General features: G+C 66.7%; 19 protein-coding genes. 2 read left to right on the top strand and 17 right to left on the bottom strand.

What is annotated here, in order from left to right:
* The 14 genes from AAG816_RS05735 to AAG816_RS05670 form a co-directional block, all read right to left on the bottom strand.
* The gene (locus tag AAG816_RS05735; RefSeq protein WP_341988586.1) at nt 1-570 is read right to left on the bottom strand and encodes a TRAP transporter small permease; all 570 of its coding nucleotides are present in this window, start codon (nt 568-570) and stop codon (nt 1-3) included.
* Nucleotides 571-717: 147 nt separating this feature from the next.
* A complete protein-coding gene (locus AAG816_RS05730) occupies nt 718-1,728 on the bottom strand; it encodes a sialic acid TRAP transporter substrate-binding protein SiaP (RefSeq protein WP_341988585.1) in 1,011 nt (336 codons plus the stop codon).
* A 167-nt stretch (nt 1,729-1,895) separates the two neighbouring features.
* Complete coding sequence (locus tag AAG816_RS05725) at nt 1,896-2,264, bottom strand: VOC family protein (protein WP_341988584.1); 369 nt, start codon at nt 2,262-2,264, stop codon at nt 1,896-1,898.
* Between the two features lie 49 nt (nt 2,265-2,313).
* Nucleotides 2,314-3,027: a YafY family protein gene (locus AAG816_RS05720; RefSeq protein WP_341988583.1), complete on the bottom strand. Its 714-nt coding sequence runs from the start codon at nt 3,025-3,027 to the stop codon at nt 2,314-2,316.
* A 95-nt stretch (nt 3,028-3,122) separates the two neighbouring features.
* The gene (locus AAG816_RS05715) at nt 3,123-4,199 is read right to left on the bottom strand and encodes a 5-(carboxyamino)imidazole ribonucleotide synthase (protein WP_341988581.1); all 1,077 of its coding nucleotides are present in this window, start codon (nt 4,197-4,199) and stop codon (nt 3,123-3,125) included.
* A 2-nt stretch (nt 4,200-4,201) separates the two neighbouring features.
* Entirely contained in the window at nt 4,202-4,684 is a 483-nt protein-coding gene (gene purE / locus AAG816_RS05710) for a 5-(carboxyamino)imidazole ribonucleotide mutase (RefSeq protein WP_341988579.1), read from the bottom strand.
* A 93-nt stretch (nt 4,685-4,777) separates the two neighbouring features.
* The gene (locus AAG816_RS05705) at nt 4,778-5,728 is read right to left on the bottom strand and encodes a diguanylate cyclase (RefSeq protein ID WP_341988578.1); all 951 of its coding nucleotides are present in this window, start codon (nt 5,726-5,728) and stop codon (nt 4,778-4,780) included.
* Between the two features lie 288 nt (nt 5,729-6,016).
* Entirely contained in the window at nt 6,017-6,940 is a 924-nt protein-coding gene (locus tag AAG816_RS05700) for a lipid A biosynthesis lauroyl acyltransferase (RefSeq protein ID WP_341988577.1), read from the bottom strand.
* A 29-nt stretch (nt 6,941-6,969) separates the two neighbouring features.
* Entirely contained in the window at nt 6,970-7,992 is a 1,023-nt protein-coding gene (locus AAG816_RS05695) for a zinc-binding dehydrogenase (RefSeq protein WP_341988576.1), read from the bottom strand.
* Between the two features lie 15 nt (nt 7,993-8,007).
* Nucleotides 8,008-8,772: an SDR family NAD(P)-dependent oxidoreductase gene (locus AAG816_RS05690; RefSeq protein WP_341988575.1), complete on the bottom strand. Its 765-nt coding sequence runs from the start codon at nt 8,770-8,772 to the stop codon at nt 8,008-8,010.
* Entirely contained in the window at nt 8,769-10,049 is a 1,281-nt protein-coding gene (locus AAG816_RS05685; protein WP_341988574.1) for a beta-ketoacyl-ACP synthase, read from the bottom strand. Before AAG816_RS05685 ends, AAG816_RS05690 begins: the two co-directional genes overlap by 4 nt.
* A gap of 219 nt (nt 10,050-10,268) precedes the next feature.
* Nucleotides 10,269-11,456: a beta-ketoacyl-ACP synthase gene (locus AAG816_RS05680; RefSeq protein WP_341988573.1), complete on the bottom strand. Its 1,188-nt coding sequence runs from the start codon at nt 11,454-11,456 to the stop codon at nt 10,269-10,271.
* Entirely contained in the window at nt 11,449-11,922 is a 474-nt protein-coding gene (locus AAG816_RS05675) for a 3-hydroxyacyl-ACP dehydratase FabZ family protein (protein WP_341988571.1), read from the bottom strand. Before AAG816_RS05675 ends, AAG816_RS05680 begins: the two co-directional genes overlap by 8 nt.
* Nucleotides 11,923-11,937: 15 nt before the next feature.
* The gene (locus AAG816_RS05670) at nt 11,938-12,219 is read right to left on the bottom strand and encodes an acyl carrier protein (protein ID WP_341988570.1); all 282 of its coding nucleotides are present in this window, start codon (nt 12,217-12,219) and stop codon (nt 11,938-11,940) included.
* A 395-nt stretch (nt 12,220-12,614) separates the two neighbouring features.
* Between AAG816_RS05670 and AAG816_RS05665 the strand changes: the two genes are divergently transcribed.
* Complete coding sequence (locus tag AAG816_RS05665; RefSeq protein WP_341988569.1) at nt 12,615-13,406, top strand: HXXEE domain-containing protein; 792 nt, start codon at nt 12,615-12,617, stop codon at nt 13,404-13,406.
* A gap of 16 nt (nt 13,407-13,422) precedes the next feature.
* Here the strand turns inward: AAG816_RS05665 and moaB are convergent, their stop codons facing one another.
* Together moaB and AAG816_RS05655 are read right to left on the bottom strand one after the other, a co-directional pair.
* The gene (gene moaB / locus AAG816_RS05660) at nt 13,423-13,986 is read right to left on the bottom strand and encodes a molybdenum cofactor biosynthesis protein B (RefSeq protein ID WP_341988568.1); all 564 of its coding nucleotides are present in this window, start codon (nt 13,984-13,986) and stop codon (nt 13,423-13,425) included.
* Nucleotides 13,986-14,861, bottom strand: coding sequence for a neutral zinc metallopeptidase (locus AAG816_RS05655; protein ID WP_341988567.1), 876 nt, complete (start codon nt 14,859-14,861; stop codon nt 13,986-13,988). Before AAG816_RS05655 ends, moaB begins: the two co-directional genes overlap by 1 nt.
* Before the next feature lie 306 nt (nt 14,862-15,167).
* On the opposite strand from AAG816_RS05655, the gene AAG816_RS05650 reads away from it, so the two are divergent.
* The gene (locus AAG816_RS05650) at nt 15,168-15,872 is read left to right on the top strand and encodes a ribonuclease HII (protein WP_341988688.1); all 705 of its coding nucleotides are present in this window, start codon (nt 15,168-15,170) and stop codon (nt 15,870-15,872) included.
* A 7-nt stretch (nt 15,873-15,879) separates the two neighbouring features.
* On the opposite strand, the gene AAG816_RS05645 is transcribed toward AAG816_RS05650, so the two are convergent.
* Nucleotides 15,880-16,356, bottom strand: a complete 477-nt coding sequence (locus tag AAG816_RS05645) for a DoxX family protein (protein WP_341988566.1) — start codon at nt 16,354-16,356, stop codon at nt 15,880-15,882.
* Between the last annotated feature and the right edge of the window lie 162 nt (nt 16,357-16,518).

Raw genomic sequence — 16,518 nt, 5'->3', positions numbered from 1 at the left:
TCAGGCCTCCGTGCCGTCGAACGCTTCGGGGCGTTCCAGCGGGCTGTAGCCGCGCCGCAGATTGGCGATCGCCACCTGCACCGAGCGCAGCAGCATCAGCACGAAGGCGGCGAACACCGCCCAATAGAGGATGCCCTTGGAGGCCTGCACCATCACCATGGGCTCGTCGCCGACGAGGGAGATGTAGCGCCACATGAGCCAGCAGGCGTAAGCGAAGAAGGCCACCTGCACCCCGTCCACAACCGTGGCGGCGACGCGCCCGACGGCGGGCGGCAGGAAGCGATAGATCAGATCCACCTGGATATGGCGCGACAGCCGCACGCACATGGCCGAGCCCAGGAACACCACCGCCACCAGGGTGTAGCTGGCCAGTTCCTCGGTCCAGCTGTAGCTGTCGTTCAGCACGTAGCGGGTGAAGAATTGCAGGAACACCAGCCCCGCCATCACCCAGAACAGGACAAGCGTAACCCAGTCCTCGGCGGCATAGGGGGAGAGGTCCACGGGGACCTCCTGGTCGAAGGTTTCGGCGAGTTCTTCGCCGGTTATGCGGGTATGGACCTCGGCGGTCATCGGCACTCCGGGACATCATCGGAAAGGGAAGGCCTGCGTCGACCGCCCCGCGATCCGCCGACGGAGGCGGGCGGTCGCGGGACGTCGGCAGCAGCCACGGCCATGATGGGCGATCCCGGCCGCGGGGGCCGGCGGACCGCCCCCGCCTCACATGGTGCTCTTGAGCGCCTGGATGCGGTCCCAGTCGGCCTTGCGATAGCCGAAGCTCTCGAAGGTGATGTTCTTCATCACCGTGTCGCGGAAGTCGTCGGTATTGACCTCGATGATGGTCAGGCCCTTGTCCTTGAACAGCGCGATGAGTTCCTTCTCCCGCGCGGCCACTTCGGCGCTGGCCTTGGCGGCGGCTTCCTGCGCCACCTCGGTGAAGATCTTGCGGTCTTCCGGCGAGAGCTTGGCCCACAGCGAAGGCGACAGCACCGTGTTGAGATGGTCGACGATGTGGCCGGTGAGGATGATGTTCTTCTGCACCTCGTAGAACTTCTTTGCCTCGATGGTGGTCAGCGGATTTTCCTGGGCATCCACGGTGCCGTTCTGGAGCGCCAGATAGACCTCGGCGAAGGCGATGGGGGCGATATTGGCGCCGCAGGCCTTGGGCATGGCCAGATAGGCCGGCGCATCCGGCACGCGGATCTTCAGGCCCTTCATTTCGGCGCAGGTCTTGAACGGCTTGTTCGAGGTGCTCTGGCGCACGCCGTAGTAGGTCACGGCGACGATATGGTTGCCGGTCTTGTCCTCATAGCCCTTGGCGAGGTCCTTGAAGACGTCGCTCTTGGCATAGGCCAGGAGGTGCTGGGCATCGCGGAAGGTGTAGGGATAATAGGTCACGCCGATGGGCGGATAGGCTTTGCCGGCGAAGCTGGAGCCGGAAATGATCATGTCCACGGTGCCCAGGGTCAGGCCCTGGTTGATGTCGCTTTCCTTGCCGAGCTGCGAGGAGGGATAGACATCGATCTGGTAGCGCCCGTTGGTGCGCTTGGCGATTTCGCCGGCGGCCCAGACGGAGGCGGTGTGGAACGGCTCGGCGGGCTCATAGACATGGGCCCATTTCAGCTTGGTCTGGGCGGCGGCGGGGCCGGCGGAGAGGCCCGGCAGCGGGGCAAGGCCGCAGGCGGACGCAAGCGCGAGCGCGGCCACAAGGCCGCGGGACAGCAGGGACATGGGCTTCCTCCAACGAATGCAGATCCGGCCTTTGCGGCCGGTTAAATCGTTTTGATCGGAGGTTGGCGCCGCCGATCAATGACGGCTGCCATGCTAGTATTCCGCAGTGACAGGGCAAGGGGCGCGACCGCATTTTGCCACGATCGTGCCCCTTTTTCTGATCTGCCTTAGCCGAAGGGGCACACAGCCCGCAGCCGGTGGCCATCCGGGTCGAGCGCCACGAAGGTGTGGCCGAAGTCCACCTGCGCCGGCTCCTGGAGAATCGGCAGGCCGAGCGCCCGCCACGCCTGGCAGGTGGCATCCACCTGTTCCGCGCTGTCGACGGTGAAGGCCAACTCGCCGCCACAGCCCGCGGCGGTGGCCGCCGGCACCACCGCCGGGCGCGCCCACAGGCCGAGGCGCACGCCGGAGGGGAAGGCGAACATGGCGAAGGTGGCAGACACCTCCACCGACGCGCAGCCGAGCAGGCGCTCGTACAGGGCCGCACTGGCGGGCGGGTTGTCGACATACAAAATGGTCAGGCCGGGCTTGGGCATGGCTGCGCTCCGTTGAGGAAAGACGCAGCCGTCCTAACGCGTCCCCCTGTCAGTTTCTGGCAGCAGTGCTGCGGTCCGCAGTCCGTTTCATCTTCGTCTCCCGCCATGCCTTCAGCAGGGCGCGGCGGCGGCGGGGATAGCGCTCGGTGGTCAACGCCAGATCGCCGATGCGGTCGGTGCGGAAGTTGCGGAAATCCTGGCGCAGCTCGCACCAGGCGATGACCACCCGCACATGGTCCCAATAGCCGAGGCCGAACGGCCAGATGGTGCGCGTAGAGGGCTGGCCCGCCTGATCGCAATAGCCGATGACCGCCTTGCGCTCGGTGCGGATGGCCTCGCGGATCCGTGCCTCGTCCACCCCATCAGATGGGATCGGCGGGCCAGGCGCCACCAGCAATGCGGAGGTTTCCAGATCGTCGCGCAGATGCGGCGGCAGCACCGCCGCGACCTTGGCCAGGGCATTGCGCGCGGCAAGGCTCAGAGACCCATCGGCGCGCTCGGCCACCCACAGCGTACCCAGGGCCAGGGCCTCGATCTCCTCCACCGAGAACATCAGCGGCGGCAGCAGGAAGCCGGGGCGCAGCACATAGCCCACGCCGGGCTCCCCTTCGACGCGCGCGCCCTGCGCCTGCAGCGAGGCAATGTCGCGATAGAGCGTGCGCAGGCTGATGCCCATCTGCTCGGCCAGGGCCGCGCCCGTCACCGGCCGACGATGCCGGCGCAAGGTCTGGAGCAGGTCCAGGAGGCGTTCGGAGCGGGACATGGGGCCGAACTCCAGCAATGCGGGTGCGCGGGCGGCGAGGGCAGGTCCCAGCGCCCGCTTATGGCGCTCCCGGCTTCACCGGGACGTGCACAGCCTCAATCCTCAAGCCAGAGGCGGTTCACATGGCCCATCTTGCGGCCGGCGCGGGCTTCGTCCTTGCCATAAAGATGCAGATGCGCGCCCGGCTCCGCCAGCAGCGGCAGCCATTGCTCCGCATCCTCGCCGATGAGGTTGGTCATCTCGGCCCGGCCGAGCCGGCGCGGATCGCCCAATGGCCAGCCGGCAATGGCGCGCACATGCTGCTCGAACTGCGAGGTGACCGCGCCGTCCATGGTCCAATGGCCGGAATTGTGCACCCGCGGCGCGATCTCGTTGACGATGACGGTATCCCGCCCGCCCGCGCTGCCCACGAACAATTCCACCGCCATCACGCCCACATAATCCAGCGCCGAGGCGATGCGGCAGGCGATGCTCTTGGCGTCGCGCGCGGCGTCCGGCTGCAAGGTGGCGGGCACCTTGGACAGATGGAGAATGTGCTCGCGGTGCACGTTCTCGGTCACGTCATAGGCGGCGAAGGCATCGTCCGCACGCCGCGCGCCCACCACCGACACCTCGCGCTGGAAGGCGATGAAGCCCTCCAGGATCGCCGGCTGGCGGCCGATGGCGTGCCAGGCGGCCAGCAGGTCGTCGCCGCTGCGGATGGTCACCTGCCCCTTGCCATCATAGCCGAAACGGCGGGTCTTCAGCACCGCCGGCAGGCCGATGACCGCCACGGCCGCTTGCAGCCCTTCGAAATCATCCACGGCGGCAAACGGCGCGGTGCCGATGCCTAGATCGCGGACGAAGGTCTTTTCCAGCAGCCGGTCCTGGGTGATGGCCAGGGCCTTGGCGCCGGGGCGCAGCGGCACCCGCGCGGCAAGGCGCTCGGCGGTGGCCAAAGGCACATTCTCGAATTCGTAGGTGACCACGTCCACCTGCGCGGCAAAGCGGTCCAGCGCTTCGGCATCGTCATAGGCGGCGCAGATATGGCCGTCGCTGACCTGAAAGGCCGGGCTGTCCTTGTCCGGGCACAGGATGAAGGTCTTCAGGCCAAGCTGGGCCGCAGACAGAGCGATCATGCGCCCCAGCTGCCCGCCGCCGAGGATGCCGATGGTCGAACCGGGGATGAGCATGGTCAGGATGGGCGCTCCGCCACCGCGTCCGTGCGCGCCGCCCGCCACGCATCCAGCCGGTCCGCCAGAGCGGGGTCGGACAGAGCGAGCACGGCGGCCGCCAGAAGCGCCGCATTGATGGCCCCCGCCTTGCCGATGGCGAGGGTGCCGACGGGAATGCCCGCCGGCATCTGGACGATGGAATGGAGGCTGTCCACGCCGCGCAAGGCGTGGGATTCGACGGGGACGCCGAGAACCGGGAGCGAGGTGAGAGCCGCCACCATGCCAGGCAGGTGCGCCGCACCGCCGGCCCCGGCGATGATCACCTTGAAGCCCTCCGCGCGGGCGCCCTTGGCGAACGCCACCATGCGGTCCGGCGTGCGGTGGGCCGAGACGATGCGGGCGTCACAGCCGACACCAAGGGCTTCAAGAGTCTCGACAGCATGGTGCATCGTGTCCCAATCGGACTGGCTGCCCATGATGACGGCCACCGGCCGCTGCCCCATTTCACACATCCCCGGAAAAGGAAAGCGCGGCTTTATCGGATCGGGGGGGCTGGGGCAAGGGGCTTTGCCCGTAAGGTCCGCGCCAGCGGGCGTTTACGCCGGCGGAGGCGGCGCACGCAAGGCCCGTCCGCCGCCGCCGCGGGAGATGCCAAGGCTGGGCGCATCGAGCGAATCGATCTCTTCAGCCATGACGACCCGGTTGCGTCCACCGGCCTTGGCGGCATAGAGCGCCATGTCCGCGCGCTTCATCCATTCGTCCACATTGTCGTCCATGCTCCGCTCGGACACGCCGATGGAGATGGTGATGTTGAGGAACTTCTCGCCCGGGAGTGCGATGGACATGTTGGAGAATTCCCAGCGCAGCCGCTCGGCTTCCTCATAGGCATCCGCCTCGGAGACGCCCGATAGCAGAATGGCGAACTCCTCCCCGCCGATACGGGCGGCGTGGGCGGCATGGGGTGCCATCAGCTGGGCCACCGCCAGCAGCGCGAGGTCGCCGCCATCGTGGCCGTAAGTGTCGTTCACGCGCTTGAAATAGTCGATGTCGAGCAGCAGCACGGACGCGGGCGTGCGGTTGCGGATGAGTTCCTCCGCCTGGGAGAAGAACGCGCGGCGGTTGAACAGATTGGTCAGGAAGTCGCGGGTGGCCAGCCGCACCAGTTCGCGCTGGGCCTGGTTCATGCGCTCAGCGGCGCGCAGGCGGGCATAGAGCTCGGGAAGGGCGGGCGGCTTGGAGACGAAATCGTCCGCTCCCGAATCCAGCGATTCGACCAGGTGGGCGATGTCGGTATTCGACGACATGGCGATCACATAGAGGGGACGCCCCGCATTGGCGATCAGCCGGGCTTCCCAGCACAATTGCAGGCCGGAAATGCCGGGAATCTCGAAGCTGGTCATCAGCACATCGATGTCCGCGCCGCCATGAAGGTGCGCAAAGGCCTCGTTGCCGTCAGCGAACGCGGAGACGTGATGCCCATTGTCATTGAGCATTTTGGTCATCAATTTGAGGGTAACGCGGCTGGCATCGACCAGGACGATCTGCATAACTCTCGGGCCCTTTTAGGATAAGGACGTCCATACATGCGATGGCATGTTTATCGCATGACACGAGTATGTATGCGTCAAATACACTGACAGTTCGAGCATCGCATGAGTTTGAAGTCGCATGATGGGAACGTTGCTCTGCTGCTATAATCAGCGGCACCTGCCGTGAAGGCAACTGAGTATCGTTCCAAATCGAGTGCAATTGGCTTCAATATGGATATGTTTTAGCGCGCCTGCGCGACAAGAGGATGAATGTGACCTCCGGACGGTCGAGGGCTTGCGCTCCGCTCATCGCCAGCGGCGGTGCAGCCAGAGCCATTGCTCGGGATATTCCCGCACCCAGTCTTCGATCACCGATGTGACGGCCTGCATGCCGCCCTGCACGTCGATCTTGCCTTCGGCATCGCGGGGCAGGTGGAGTTCCTCGGTGATCTCGATGCGGAACCGGCCCTTGGGCAGGCGGATGACGCGCATGCCATGGACGGGACAATCAAACTGCCGGGCGAGGCGCGACAGCGTCGGATTGGTCGCCGCCGGCCGCCCGAAGAAGGTGACGGTGACGCCTTGTCCCCAATGCTGGTCCACCAGCATGCCCAGATGCTCGCCGTCCTCCAGCATCCGCACCATCTGGCGGCCAGCGGAGCGGCCGGCGCGAATCAGGCCCGGCATGGTCTGCGCCCGCATGCGCTCGATCAGATCGGCGGCCTTGCGATTGTTGGGCGCGCGATAGAGCACCCCGCCAGACACGCCCAGCTTCTCGCCGGTGATGGCGTTGAGTTCCCAATTGCCGGTATGGGCCGTGAAGAACAGGGCCGGGCGGCCGTCATCGCGCAGCCGCGCCATGATTTCACCGCCCACCACTTCGATACGTCCCTGGCCGGGGTTGGCGGGGTCATAATCCCAGATGCGGTCCAGCACGGCGAATTCGCCGGTCACCCGACCGAGATTCTCCCACACCCCCGCGAGGATGCGCTCGATCTCCGCCGAACGCTTCTCCGGGAAGGCGGCGCGCAGGTTGGCACGGGCGACCTTGCTGACCACGAACCAGGGGCCGAACCAGCGGCCCAGAGTGCCGATGATGTTGGACGACCAGGAGACGGGATAGAGCCGCATCCACCAGATCGAGAACCGGACATAGCCGGCGACGAAGCTCTCGAACGCCGGCTGTGATGCCCGGGTAAACCGGCGCCACGCCCGCTTGGCGGTGAGCACGCGCTCTCTCCCCTGGCCCTGGATGCCGTTCAGAACTTCACGACGATCTTGCCGAACACCTTGCGGCTTTCCAGCCGCTCCAGGCCCTCGTTGTACTGCTCCAGCGGCACCACGGTGTCGATCACCGGCTTGACGCCACGGCCCATCTTCTCCAGGCCGTCCGCCACGTTGCGGATGGTGGCGCCGAACGATCCGAAGATCTTGTACTGGCGCTGGAACAACTGCATCAGATTCATGGTGGTGCTGACCCCGGAGGTGGAGCCGCAGGTCACCAGCCGACCGCCGGGCTTCATGGACAGCAGCGAGCCCTGCCAGGTGTCGACGCCCACATGCTCGAACACCACGTCCACGCCCACCTTCTTGGTGATCTTGCGCACTTCGTGCTCGAACCGGTCCACCTTGTAGTTGATGACATGGTCGGCGCCGAGCGCCAGGGCCTTGGCCATCTTCTCGTCGTCGCCCACGGTGGTGATGACGGTGGCGCCCACATCCTTGGCCAGGCGAATGGCGGCCGAGCCGATGCCCGATCCGCCCGCATGCACCAGAACGGTCTCGCCCTTCTCCAGCTTGGCATTGTCGAACAGCATGTGCTCGACGGTGGAGAAGGTGATGCCAGCGCAGCCGGCGTCCTCGAACGACACACCCTCGGGGGCGGGGATCACCAGCCGCTCGGGCATGTTGATGATGTCGCGGGCAAAGCCATCCACGTGGAAGCCGAGCACGCCGCCCACCTTCTCGCACAGATTGTCGCGGCCCTTCAGGCACTGGGCGCAGTGGCCGCAGGTCAGGGCGCCATACATGGCCACCGTCTGGCCCACCTTCAGGCCGCGCACGTCGGCGCCCAGCGCGATGATCTCGCCGGCGGCTTCCGCGCCCACCACGAGGGGCATCTTGCGCTTGGCGAACGCCATGCCGCGCCAGCCCCATACGTCGATATGGTTCAGCGCCAGGGCCTTGACGCGCACCTGCACTTCGCCGGCGCCGGGGGCGTCGGGCTCGGGCATGTCGACGATCTGGAGGGTGCGGTCGGAGACGAGCTGAAGGGCGCGCATAATGGTCCTGACAAATCAGCGATGAGCGGCGAGCGCGGCGGAGAGGCCGCCGTCCACCGGGATCATGGCGCCGGTGATATAGCCCGCGCCGGGCGAGAAGAGAAAGGCGGCAACCTGCGCCACGTCGTCCGGCTGGGCGAAGCGCCCGGCGGGGATCTGGCCTTCCAGGCGCGCGCGATGATCGGCGAACTTGGCCAGCATGGCGGTGTCGATGAAGCCGGGGGCGACGTAGTTCACCGTGACGCCGCGCCGGGCGCTCTCCACCGCCAGGCCGCGCACATGAGCCAGCAGCGCCGCCTTGGAGGCGGCATAGGCCACATTGCCGGGGTTGGCCTGCACCGCGGCCACCGAGCCGATGGCGACGATCCGGCCCGCCTTGGCGCGGGTCATGGGCCGCACCAAGGCGCGGGCGATGCGCACGAACGCGAAGTGATTGACCTGCATCACCGCCTCGGCCTTGTCCTGGTCCACCATGGCGGCGAGCGTATCGTAGGAGGCACCGGCATTGTGGCAGAAGCCGAAATAGGTCTCGCCCGCTTCCAGCTCTTCCGCCAGCGCGTCCACGGCGGCCCGGTCCGCCAGATCCACCGCACGGGCGCTCAGCGCCGCATCGGGGATCTCGCTGCGAATCTCCGCCATCAGCGCCTGGGCTTCCGCCTCGGCACTGCGATAGGTGAAGTCCACGGCAAAGCCGGCGCCCGCCAGGGCGCGCACGATGGCGGCGCCGAGCCCGCGCCCGCCGCCGGTCACCAGGACCTTCTGCCGCGCGCCGGTGGTCACGCGGGCTCCCCGGCGACCACGAGGCACACATTCTGTCCGCCGAAGCCGAACGACGACGAGATCACCCGATGGACGGTGGCGTCACGGGCGACGTTGGGCACCACATCGAGCGGAATGGCCGGATCAGGCACATGGTAGTTGATGGTCGGCGGAATGCGGCTGTTGCGGATGGTCAGCAGCGAGACCGCCGCCTCGATGGCGCCCGCCGCCGTCAGCGTGTGGCCGATCATGGATTTGTTGGACGAGATCGGCACGTTCTTGAGATGGTCGCCGAACACGGCGGCCAGCCCCACATGCTCCATGCGGTCATTCTCGGGGGTCGAGGTGCCGTGGGCGTTGATATAGTCCACGTCCTCAGCCGTGACGCCAGCGTCTTCCAGCGCGCGCTTGATGCAGCCGATGATCGGCTTGGCATCGGGGCTGGACCGGGTGCGGTGGAAATTGTCGGCCATCTCGCCGGCGCCTTCCAGAACGCCCAGGATCTTGGCGCCGCGCGCCGTGGCATGCTCCAGGCTCTCCAGCACCAAAGCCGCGGCGCCCTCGGCCATGACGAAGCCGTCGCGATTCTTGGCGAAGGGCCGGGAGGCCTCGGCGGGATTGTCGTTGGCGGTGGTGAGCGCCGAGAGCAGCGAGAAGCGGATCAGCGCCTCGGGATGCACCGAGCCATCGGTGCCCAGCGCCAGCGCCGCATCGCACTCGCCGCGCCGGATGGCCTCGACGCCCAACTGAATGGCGGTGGCGCCCGACGCGCAGGCGGTGGACAGGGAAATGGGCTGGCCCCGCGTCCCGAAGCGGTCCGCCAAGGCGTCCGCCACCGAGCCGAACAGGAAACGCTCGTGCCAGGGCCGGAACTTGCCGGTGGCGGCCGCGTCCAGCAGGTCGTGATAGACCAGGGGGCGGCGGCTGATTTCGCCTGCCAGCTGGCGCCGCTCCGGCCACTCGATTTCCACCGGCGGCACGGCGGCGAACAGCGGGCCGGGGAAATCACCCTTGGAGCCGATGCCGGCTTCCGAAATGGCTTCCTCGGCGGCGAGCGTGGCCAGCTTCTGCGACAGGTTGGGCGCAGCGACCCGCTCGTCGAACAGGAAGTCGACCGTGCCCGCAATGGTGGTCCGCATGCCCTCGATGGGGAAGCGGGTGATGCGATGGATGCCGGATTCGCCCGCGGTGAGCTTGGCCCAATTGTCTTCCTTGCCCTGGCCGAGCGAGGTGACGATGCCGATGCCGGTGACCACCACAATGGGACGGCCGAACTTGTCGTTGTGGATTTGCGCCACGGGCGCCTCCTCATCTGAGCAAGCCCGGGCGGACCGGGCACAGCGGCCGAGCGTGGTCGAAACCACGTCTGGCTTTGCCGTTTCTCGAGCAAAGCCAGGGTCGCCAAGGGTTCCTAAATTTGCGCAGACCCCGCCCGGTCTGTCGCCGCTGCGCTTAACCTAATGCGTCCGCGTGGTTTTGCACGGGGGCGCCGCAGGCAAATGCCCAGTCGGCCGTTCTCAGTCGACTTTCTCCACCAGGCCCGCGCCTTCGCCGCGCCAATGGCCAACGGAGGTCACGATCACCCGCTCCAGGGCACCCGCGTGGGGGGCCTCCAGGGGCAGCGCGGGGGAGGCCGGAATGGCCGCGCCCCGTGCGATGCTCAGGGCCGCGAGGCCCAGCAACGCGGTGAACTGCGCTTCGAAGCCATGGCCGATGCGGTTGGCGACCACGCGCACCGGAACGCCTGCATCACTAAGGGCTTCGCCCTCGGCTTGGGTGGCACCGGAGGCACCGGTGGCGCCGGAATAGAGCGCGGTGGTCGGGCCGGTGCCGGCGGTGGCGATCAGGCTGCGGACCTTCTCCGCCACGCTGCCAGCCTCGTCCCGCTTGGCCCGCTCCGACCAGACCCCGGAGAGCTTTGCAATGGGCTTGGCGCCGCGGGCGGTGGCATGCTCGGGCGACTCAAGCACCAGGAAGGCGCCCATGGAGCCCGAGGGAATGCCGGGCGCCACTTCGGCACCGAGCACCGGGCGGAAGCTGCCCGTCATGCACAGATCGTTCAGCGCGTACAGGAGCAGCATGTCCTCGCGCTCGGCATTGTAGGCCCCGCCCACCAGGCCGATCTCGCTCTGTCCGGCCGCAATGCGCGAGAAGGCGATGCGTGTGGCATCCACCCCGGCGCTCTCTTCGCCCATGAAGGTGCGCGAGGAGCCGGTGACGCCATGGACGATGGAGATGTTGCCGGCGAGCAGGTTCGACAATTGGGCCAGCGACAGGGTAGGCCGCAGGTCCGACAGCAGCCGTTCGTTCAGCGAGCGGCCCCAGTCGTTGGTCTCCAGAAGGTCGTTCAGGATCGCCGCATCCGCGAGGAAATCCCGTTCGCCGCCGCCCGCCGCGACAATCATGTCGGTGCGGGCGAGGATTTCGGCATTCTTCGCCACGCCGGCCGATTCCAGCGCCAGCCCGGCGGCATAGGTGCCGATGCGCTGCCACGCCTCCATCTGCCGCTGATCCCCCTTCTTGGGGATCTGCTGGTCGTAATTCACCTTGACCAGCGGGTGCACCACGTAGGGAGCAAAGGTTTCCGCATCGGTGACCGGCGGAGCGCCGGCGTCCAGCGCAGCCCAATGGGCCTCGAGCCCTTCACCCAGGGAGGAGACCAGGCCAATGCCGGTAATCCAGACGTCGCGCTTGCGCTCACGCATCGACGAAGCCCGCCACCGGAAATTCCACCCGTTCAGCCACCTTGAGCACCACGTCCTTCATGCGGCCCTCGGGCCAGGGCAGGACGCGGAACACCAGTTCGGCATTGCACACGGGCTTGCCTTCGATCAGCGCCTTGGTCTGCGCCACCACGAAGCCGGAGCCCTCATGCAGGATGCGCGAATGCAGATCCAGCATCTGTCCCGGCACCACGAAGGTGCGGAGCTTGGCTTCCTTGACGGTGGCCAGGAAGGGCATCTTCTCGAATCGGTTGCGGGCGAGAATCAGCCAGCCGGTGGTCTGGGCCATCGCTTCGATGAGCAGAACCCCAGGCATGATGGGATGGCCGGGAAAGTGCCCCTCGAAGATGGAGCTCTCCTGCGGGACCAGTCCCTCGCATTGAATGGTCTCAAGACCGGGATCGATTGCGACGACCCGGTCCACCATCTTGAAAACTTCAGGGCGCATACGCTCCGTCCGACCTCACGCGGTCTTTGCAGCGACCAGTTCGTCGATCCGGGCGCAGAGGTTCTTGAGCACGAAATACTGCTCGGTGGTGGCCTTGCCGTCGTTCACTTCCTGGGTCCACTGCTCGAGCGGCAGCTTGATCCCGAAGGCCTTGTCGATGGCGAAAGCAATATCCAGGAAATCCAGGCTGTCGATGCCGAGGTCGTCGATGGCATGGCTTTCCGAGGTGATCGTGTCCCGCGGAATGTCGCAGGTCTCGGCGATGATGTTGGCCACGGTATCGAACGTCGAAGACATCAGTACGCCTCTTTGATTGCACAAGCGCCGCGGGCGCATCCGGTTCGCTTGGGCGAAAACGGCGGCCACGGCGAAGGGTGCGGCCGGGTGGCCCCATCGGTATCGTCGATGGCCCCTATAGCGAAGGCGGCCCCCGGATTCAATGGCGCCCTCGCCATGAGCGCACCGGAGGCGCACAAATCAGACCTGATAAACCGATCGCCGGGGTCGTCCCTGACGGTCGTCGTACGCCTCCCGTCGCCAAAGCGCCAGATGCGATGCCGGTTCGATCGAACATGCGGCAGCGGGGATCTCGGTGCCGGCTCACCAACTTAGGGCCATGCACATCCATCTGCCCCAAGGCGGCTTTGGCCGTTTGACCACCGGCGGCGGTGGGCTAGTGTCTGCCCATGCCTGTGTTCGCAATCATCTGGCCGTGGATCGGGATCGGTGCCGCGGGGATTCTCCTGCTGGTGCTGTTCTGTACCGACGGATTGCAAGCGAATCGCAGCATCTCTCGCTGGCTGGATCTGCCCTGGCTGGTGTGGCTGGGGCTGGCGGCCTGTCTACTGCATGCATTCGAAGAGCATGGCATCGACCTGCGCGGCGTGCCTTATGCCTTTAGGGGTGCCATGTGCGCCGCCCTGGGCTACCGAGACCCCATTTCCTGTCCGGTTCCGCTGTCATTCATCACCACGGCGAATGTGGGCGCAGTGTGGGGGGCGGGGCTGCTTTCGGCTTTGCTGGCCAGGCGCTGGCCGGCGATCGGCTTGAGCGTTTTTGCGATCCCGCTGGTCAATGCCCTGGTGCACATCGGGGCGGCGGTGGGCGAGGGGCGCTACAATCCCGGTCTTGTCACCGCATGCCTTGTCTTCTTGCCGCTCAGCCTCTGGGCGCTGTTCGTGGCGGTGACCCGGGCCGGAATCGCCAAGCACGCGCTGGCGTTCGTGGTGGCAGGCGGCGTCATCTTCCACCTGATTCTGATGGGCTCGCTCCAGGCCTATCTGCGCGACTACATCGGCCTGTGGCCGCTCAACATCCTTCAGGTGTTGAATGCCTTCGTGCCCGCGGCGCTGATGTATGTGGGAACGCTGTCCCGCCCGGCGCCGCCGCCACGCGTCGTGCCGCCGCCCCCCGGCGCGTCGCCGCCGCGTCGCAAGGCGAGCGCGCGTTCGAGAGCACGCCCCGAGCAGGTTGATTCAATCTGATCGCTCGCGGCGTCGCTCAGACGGTGGCGCCCTTGGCCTTGGCGCGCTTGAGATGCTCGTCGAGCCGCGGCAGGATTTCGACGAAATTGCAGGGGCGGTAGCGCACGTCCAGCTGGTTCACCAGAATCTCGTCCCAGCCGTCGCGGCAGGCACCGGGGGAGCCGGGCAGGCAGAAGATATAGGTGGCATTGGCCACCCCCGCCGTCGCCCGGCTTTGCAGGGTCGAGGTGCCGATCTTGCCGAACGAGATCATGTGAAACACCGTGGAGAAGCCCTCCATGCGCTTCTCGAACAAAGGCTCGATCGCCTCAGGCGTCACGTCGCGGCCGGTGAAGCCGGTGCCGCCGGTGGTCAGGACCACATCGATCTGCGGGTCGGCGATCCAGGCCTTCAATACGGCGCGGATGTCCGCCACATCGTCGGTGACGATCTGGCGGTCGGCCAGGTGATGACCGGCGGTGGTCAGGCGCTCCGCCAACAGGCTGCCGGAGCGATCATCCTCCAGCGCGCGGGTGTCGGAGATGGTCAGGACCGCAATCTTGAGGGCCACGAACGCCCGTTCCGGATCAATGCCAGCCATCAGAGTGATCCCTGCAATGTGTTGCACTGCTTCATGTCGCCGGTCTTCAGCCCCTTGGTGAACCATTTCACCCGGTTCTGCGACGAGCCATGGGTGAAGCTGTCCGGGACGACCGTGCCCTGGGATTGCCGCTGCAACCGGTCATCGCCGATGGCCGAGGCGGCATTGAGGGCCTCCTCCACGTCGCCCGGTTCCAGGGTGCGGAACATCTCGTTGGCGTGGTAGGCCCAGACCCCTGCAAGGCAATCGGCCATCAGTTCCGTGCGCACGGAAATCCCATTGGCCTCGCGCTTGGTGGTGACGCTGCGCTGGGCGGCCTGGAGCTTGGGCAGGATGCCGATGACATTCTGCACATGATGGCCCACCTCGTGGGCGATCACATAAGCGGCGGCGAAGTCGCCGGGGGCCTTGAACCGCGTCTTCATGTCATTGAAGAACGAGAGGTCCAGATAGATCTTCTGATCCACCGGGCAATAGAACGGCCCCATGGCCGCCTCGGCACCGCCGCAGCCGGACTGGGTGCGGCCGGAGAACAGCACCAGGGTGGGGGCGACATAATCCTTGCCCTGGTCGCGAAACAGCTTGGTCCAGACGTCCTCGGTCTGGGCCAGGACGCGCGACACGAACTTGCCCTCGGGGTCGTTGACAGGCACCGGGTGGCTCTGCGGCGCGCTGGTCTGTGTCCCGGTCCCCTGAATCGCCTCGATGCCGCTGAGCAGCATCACCGGATTGATGCCCAGGGCCCAGCCCACCAGACCGACGATGATGATGGTGCCGATGCCGAGGCCGCCGCGCCCGCCGGGCATCTGGAAGCCCCCGCCGCCGCCCCGTCGGTCCTCCACATTGCTGCTGGCCCGGAAATCATCCAAACGCATGTCGCTCTCCCGGGTGCACGGTCCGCCCCGCGCAGACAATGCTGCCGCCGCCCGCAGGTTCAATCGCAGATGTGCCTGCCGGCACTTTTCCGCGATCCTCGTTGGCGGATCACTCGCCCTGCGCATCGCGGCGCGTCAAGCTCTACCACGCGCGCCGGGCGTGCTCGACCGGTGGAATGAGCCAGGAATGGCAAAGGGCGCGGTACCACCGTATGCTGCGGTCCTCGCACCTTGCCAGCGGGTGACGGGCCCGCCATTTTCCGCCGACCATCGGCCAGGGAGAATCGTGAGGACATGGTTCGCCCTATGGCCACTGCCAAGACCAAGGCCGCGCGTTCCTCCGCCTTGGGCCTGGACTTCAAGCGGGAGCGTGCCGCCTATCGCGCGGGCGCCATGCTGGTGGCCGGTGCGGACGAAGTCGGGCGCGGCCCCTTGGCCGGCCCGGTGGTGGCCGCCGCCGTGGTCTTGGACCCGAAGCGGGTGCCGGTCGGTCTGGACGATTCCAAGAAGCTCAGCCGCGCCAAGCGCGAGGCCCTGTTCGCGGAGATCTGTGCCACCGCCGAGGTATCGGTATCCCTGGCACCGCCGGCCCGGATCGATCGCAACAACATCCGCCAGGCGACCTTGTGGGCCTTGGCCCGTGCGGTGCGCGGCCTGCCGTGCGCGCCGTCGCTGGTGTTCGTGGACGGCAACGACCGGCCGCCGCTGAGCTGTTCCGTGGAGATGGTGGTGGGCGGCGACGGGTTGATCGCCTCCATCGCCGCGGCGTCCATCGTCGCCAAGGTGACGCGGGACCGCCTCATGGCCGGCTTGGGCCTGGCCTTTCCCGGCTATGGCTTTGAGCGCCACATGGGCTATGGCACCGCCGAGCACAGCGCGGCGCTTATCGGCCTCGGGCCGTGCCGCCACCACCGCCAGTCCTTCGCGCCGGTGCGGGCGCGGCAACTCTTGCAGTTCGATATGGTCACAGGGGGCGAGGCGCTCCCCTGTGACGTTGACGAGCCGGTATAGGCGCGGTTCAGCGGGCCAGCGCCTGCTCCTTGCGCCATGCGTCCACCGCGATCGCCAGGGAGACCACGCCCCAGAACAGCAGGTATTCGATGCCGCCCTGCGCCCAGTACCAGTGCAGCCCCTTCGTGGCGATGATGGCATAGGCCGCCACCACCATGCAGCCGGCCGAGGCCAAGGCAATCCAGCGGGTGAACAGGCCCAGCGTCAGGCCCACCAGCGAAAGCGACTCAAACACCAGCGCCAACCCGAGGAACAGCGGGGCGGGGACGAGGCCGGCCTTGGTGAAGAAGGCCAGCGAGCCATCGATCCCGGTCAGCTTCTGGATCACATGCGGCGCATAGAGCAGCCCGGCCAGCATGCGGACGATGTTCATGCCGTCGGTCAACGCAAAGCGATCCGGCAGCGTCACCGGGCCGATCAAAGTGCGAAGCGAGAGGCCGCGACCGTCGGCCGTCGGGGTGGAGGTGGATAGGCCGAGCGACATGGCAATGTCTCCAAATTCAAACCAGACCATTCATCCTCTTTCTTGCTGCAACGCTTTGATGCATCGCAATATGTTCCATGCGTCCGCCGCCCCGCCGGCGCAGAAACCCGGTCAAAGATTTTACCGTTCAGAAGGGGCGGCGGTGTTAAGACAGCCTGGTCA

This window comes from Azorhizobium sp. AG788 (assembly GCF_943371865.1).
Classification (GTDB): domain Bacteria; phylum Pseudomonadota; class Alphaproteobacteria; order Rhizobiales; family Xanthobacteraceae; genus Azorhizobium.
This window is presented reverse-complemented; position numbering and strand designations above follow the sequence as displayed.